3 protein-coding genes and 2 pseudogenes are annotated in these 4,556 nt (G+C 45.7%); 2 read left to right on the top strand and 3 right to left on the bottom strand.

Going from position 1 to position 4,556, the window contains the following annotated elements; genetic code table 11:
* The first annotated feature begins 943 nt into the window (after positions 1–943).
* Positions 944–2,471: pseudogene (locus tag F6K37_RS45790) on the top strand (reverse transcriptase domain-containing protein).
* Positions 2,472–2,547: 76 nt separating this feature from the next.
* Here the strand turns inward: F6K37_RS45790 and F6K37_RS45785 are convergent.
* The 3 genes and pseudogenes from F6K37_RS45785 to F6K37_RS32745 all read right to left on the bottom strand — a co-directional run bounded on the left by F6K37_RS45785 (position 2,548) and on the right by F6K37_RS32745 (position 3,230).
* On the bottom strand, positions 2,548–2,700 hold the full coding sequence (locus F6K37_RS45785; RefSeq protein ID WP_502887794.1) for a hypothetical protein: 153 nt from the start codon (positions 2,698–2,700) through the stop codon (positions 2,548–2,550).
* Between the two features lie 113 nt (positions 2,701–2,813).
* Positions 2,814–2,964 (bottom strand): annotated as a pseudogene (locus F6K37_RS45780) (transposase); the annotation flags it as partial.
* On the bottom strand, positions 2,964–3,230 hold the full coding sequence (locus tag F6K37_RS32745) for a hypothetical protein (protein ID WP_287254822.1): 267 nt from the start codon (positions 3,228–3,230) through the stop codon (positions 2,964–2,966). The gene F6K37_RS32745 and the pseudogene F6K37_RS45780, both read right to left, overlap by 1 nt.
* Before the next feature lie 66 nt (positions 3,231–3,296).
* Here F6K37_RS32745 and F6K37_RS32740 point away from each other — a divergent pair.
* Positions 3,297–4,556: class I adenylate-forming enzyme family protein (locus F6K37_RS32740; protein WP_287254820.1), on the top strand; the 1,260-nt coding region annotated here is incomplete at its 3' end.

Raw genomic sequence — 4,556 nt, 5'->3', positions numbered from 1 at the left:
GTACTCTAAATTCTGGTTGCGTACGCAAATCCGACTTTGATTTTTGTTCAAAGTCAGGGGAAAATTCGTTGACTTTGAACAAAAAAACTTCTTTAGGATGGGATTTATTCGAATTTCAACAAAAAATTGAGTTAATGGTAAGCATTCAGCTAATGCGCGTAGCCCATTAACTGTTCGCGCAGCGTGCGCGTAGCCCATTAGCTGACGGCTGAATGCTTACAGTTAATAAGATTTTTGTCTGTTACCATTTATACCAAATTAGATTGGTTTACCCTGACCTCATAAACCTCATATCAAACCTCATAAAACTCATATCAAACCTCATAAACCTCATAAAACTCATCTAAAATTCCTACATTCTTGTTCAAATTCAATGTCCTAGTGCGGCTCGTTCTAGCTAGGAGCCTCTAGAGAATAGAGGGGTATGAGCTAGGGGAATAGCGAGGGAAACACCCTCAAAATTCCCAACTATTTTTCGGATGTGGGTGAAAACCCCACCCCATCGGAGACAGGTGACTCCCTACCTGGCCACACCGAGCAGGCGACATCCTAGCAGAGTGAAGCTGGCATCAGGGCGGAATTAGGACTTATGCAGATCGGTTCCCTACCGCTAATGGGGAGATGACATGGATAAACAGGTTCTAGAAAAGTGTCCTATGATTAAGCCACAATCTGAGCGGAAAACCGTGTGGATTTCAACATCTGACTCTCACAACGTTTCTTAGGACGATAGTTGTAATCTCCGAGAGGATGTTGGGCAAAATGAACCGTCCTAAATCATCACAACAATCTGAAAGGTGGAACGAGTAAAAACGACGGCAAAAAGAGGTCTGGGGAACGGTCGAAACCCTAGTAAGTTATGTCAAACTTAATCCCTCCCGTCGGGTAGGATGTGACCGGAAACTGGTCACGGGTATCTAGGATACATGAATCAATGGAGAGCATGGTTAGACCCATGAGAAAACAATCTTATAGCGAACTCTGGAAAAGCGAAAGTTGGAAGAAACACCAACGGAACCTATTCCGCCTACAGCGACGAGTGTATAAAGCGGTTCAAGCTGGTGACTTGAGGAAAGCGAGGTCACGACAGTTACTGATTCTAAAATCCCGTTCGGCTCAGCTCCTGGCAATCCGTCAAGTGACCCAGCTAAATAAGGGTAAGAAAACAGCAGGTATTGATGGGAAGACAGCCCTCAAATACAGTGAACGATACGGTCTACTGAATGAATTGAACCACTATGGCCAGGTCTGGAAACATAGCGGACTGCGTGAAATTCCAATCCCTAAAAAGAACGGAAAAGTAAGGATTCTTAAAGTACCTACTATCGCAGATAGAGCATGGCAAGTAAGCGCAAAATTCGCTCTAGAACCCGCCCATGAAGCAACCTTTCACGCCCGGAGCTACGGGTTTAGGACTGGACGCTCAGCTCATGACGCTCAGAAATACATATTTAACAATCTGAGTTCAAACAATAACGGGTGGAAAAAGAGTGTCATCGAATTAGATATTAAGAAATGCTTTGACCGCATCTCCCACAGCTCCATTATGGATAGACTGCTAGCTCCAGCTAATCTGAAGATGGGGATATTCAGATGTCTAAAAGCTGGCATCAGTCCGGAATTCCCGGAGCAAGGAACGCCCCAAGGAGGAGTGGTCAGCCCAATACTTGCCAATATTGCACTTAACGGAATCGAGGCAATTCACCCTAGCGTCCGTTACGCGGATGATATGATAATTTTTGTCAAGCCAGGACAAGACCCCGAGAAAATCCTAGAAAAGATTAAAACCTTTCTAGGAAAAAGAGGGATGGAAATCAGTGAAGAAAAGACCAAGCTAACAAAAGCGACAGACGGTTTTGACTTCCTGGGATAGAACTTCCTCCTCCAGAAAAATGGAAAGTTTAGAAGCACTCCCTCAGCGGATAACTTCAAAGCAATCCAGAAGAAGATTAAAGCCGTAGCCAACAGCTCGAATTATGGTGCTTTAGTTAAGGCCAAAAAACTAGCCCCAATAGTCAGGGGCTGGAGGAACTACCACCGGAACTGCAAGATGGACGGCTCCCGGAATAGCTTATGGTACGCCAATAACTCGACGTTCAAAAAGTTCAAACGGGAAAAGAAAATCGACCGACACGAAGCCGAAAGGTTAGTAAAGAAAGCATTCCCGGCTGTTCCTTATAAACAGAACAAGCATGTGTCGGTAAAAGGGACTAAGTCCCCGTACGATGGAGACCTAGTCTACTGGAGCAAGCGAAATAGTAAGCTCTACGAAAATGCTACCTCTAAAGCCAAAACCCACGCAAAACCATTCCTGTGGACATTGTGGACTTAGGTTCACCGGCAATCAGGATGTACAACTCCATCACGTTGATGGGAACCATGATAACTGGAAACCCAAAAACTTAATGGCTGTACATCGTAGTTGCCATCAAGAAATTCATTGGAGCAGGTCGAAAGACCAAGATATCTAGGAGCCGGATGCGGTGAAAGTCGCACGTCCGGATTTGAAGGAGAGGTGCCCTGGGTAATACCAGGCATCGACTCTAACTAGGTAGTAGAGCAAAACATGCAGGATATGAGAGGATGTCTGAAAAGTAATTGGCTACAACCATTAACAAACCCTTTGGTATCCACCAACACATGACGCTTACGACCTTTAACCTGTTTCGCGCCATCATAACCCACTTCCAGATGAATCATGGTTGCTGTTTCTACTGATTGACTGTCTGACCTTTGGGAAAATCGTTTAGGTGCGCGCCTCCTAGGCCGGGGAACCCGGCCTAGGGTCGCACCTGAGGTAACAAGACCTATGCACATCCGGCTACCAATACGTAAAAAATGGCATTGACTACCGAGCGCATCTCTACGCTTCTGGGACGACCTCCTGACGCAAGCTGGCGGTATTAGTGTTTCGAGCAATTGCCATTGTTCATCAGTTAAATCGGTACGATATGATTGATTCATTACTTCACTCTCGTTGTCTGTCCTTTATTGCTATGGACAGCTGATCGTGACGAGAGTTTTTCTTTTGATCTTGGTTCTTTCTCAATAGCTATCGCTGTTCTTAAATGACGCGATCGCAAAGCCCTGGCTTTAGCCAGACCACGAAGTGCGCCCAGAGGGCGATCATGCCAAAGGCATGCCGCTTCGCGTACGCATTTATTTTGACTTTTCAGACATCCTCTGACAGCCCCATCTTCAAAGACTTGAATGAGGTTTTCTGTTTGCAAGTGGCTACACTTACAGGATAAATATAATACCAGAGGATACTGGCATAATATTAAGATTGATGAACGATGAAGATTTTTGATCAAGTTACGAGTTCTGCTAATACACGAATACACCTACTGACAGATGGAGTTCTAAGTTGCTCCTACCAAGAAATTCCAGATATTTTTGACAGACTTCAGAGGCATTTTAGCAAGTGGGGAATTAGCAAGGAAAATGGCCTTGCCCTCGAATGTGAAAATTCCGTGCCCAATGCCCTAGTCTTGCTATATTTGCTTGAAGTGGAGTCTAGTGTCCTTTTGCTGCCTAAGGTAGTTGGCGGTAGTCAACTCAAGCAGTCGCCCCTTCCGCAATTCTGCCGTTACCGTGTGGTGACTGATAGTGGTAGCACAGTTGATTTGAGACATCCGGAACAGTTTTGCCATCTGGTGGAAAATGAAGGGTGGATTGGCACTGGCGATCAGGCTAATCATCTCAGTCCAAAACTCTATTTGCGGACATCAGGGAGTACGGGAAAACCCAAAATAGCGGTACATTCCCACGCCAAGTTAATGGGGAACGCCCTCAACTGTGTTAATAGGTTAGGACTCGAAAGCAACGACCGCATCGCCATACCTGTGCCGATTTTCCATATGTACGGCTTGGGAGCAGGCTTCTTACCTGGGATAGCAGTTGGAGCATCTATTGACTTACAGCCAAAGTCGAATCTACTAAGGTACTTGCAGAGAGAGAGAAACTTTAATCCTAATGTAGCCTTCATGACCCCAACTTTGTGTGAAACGTTACTCAAAGGGCGTAAGTCTCCAAGGAAATACAAACTGACTGTGGCGGCGGGCGATCGCATGAGGGAAGATACCTTTGCGCTCTATGAATCCCAGATGGGCTCCTTGGTAAAATTATATGGCAGCACGGAAATGGGAGCGATTGCAGCGGCCAGTCTCCAAGAACCAAGTGAAGTGCGATCGCAAACCGTTGGAAAACCCATGCCTGGAGTGCAGATGCGTCTGGAAGAAGGAACTGGTGAATCCTTTGAAGGAATGGAGGCTGTTGGCGAACTCTGGTGCCAGCATGAATTGGCTTTTGAAGGGTATGTTGATGAGACAGGAAATCCGGTTATTCAGGATACCCAAGATAATTGGTTCAAAACTAAAGATTTAGGTCGAATCTGGGCAGATGGTCATCTAGAAGTGTTGGGAAGGTGTGACCACAGCGTCAACAGAGACGGACTGCTGGTACTCTTTTCTGATGTAGAGAGGGCAATCGAGTCCATTGAAGGGATAGAATCTGTGGTCGTCGTTTCCAAGGGAGAAAGCCAACGAGGAAAAGGA

Origin of the sequence: Moorena sp. SIO4E2, assembly GCF_010671945.1 — a bacterium.
Taxonomy (GTDB): Bacteria; Cyanobacteriota; Cyanobacteriia; order Cyanobacteriales; family Coleofasciculaceae; genus Moorena; species Moorena producens.
The sequence above is the reverse complement of the archived record's forward strand: the minus strand, read 5'-3'. Positions and strand labels throughout refer to the sequence as shown.

What these genes read in the sequence shown, in the direction of transcription:
- F6K37_RS45785 (WP_502887794.1), bottom strand. Translation starts at nt 2,700, where the DNA reads ATGATTCATCTGGAAGTGGGTTATGATGGCGCGAAACAGGTTAAAGGT.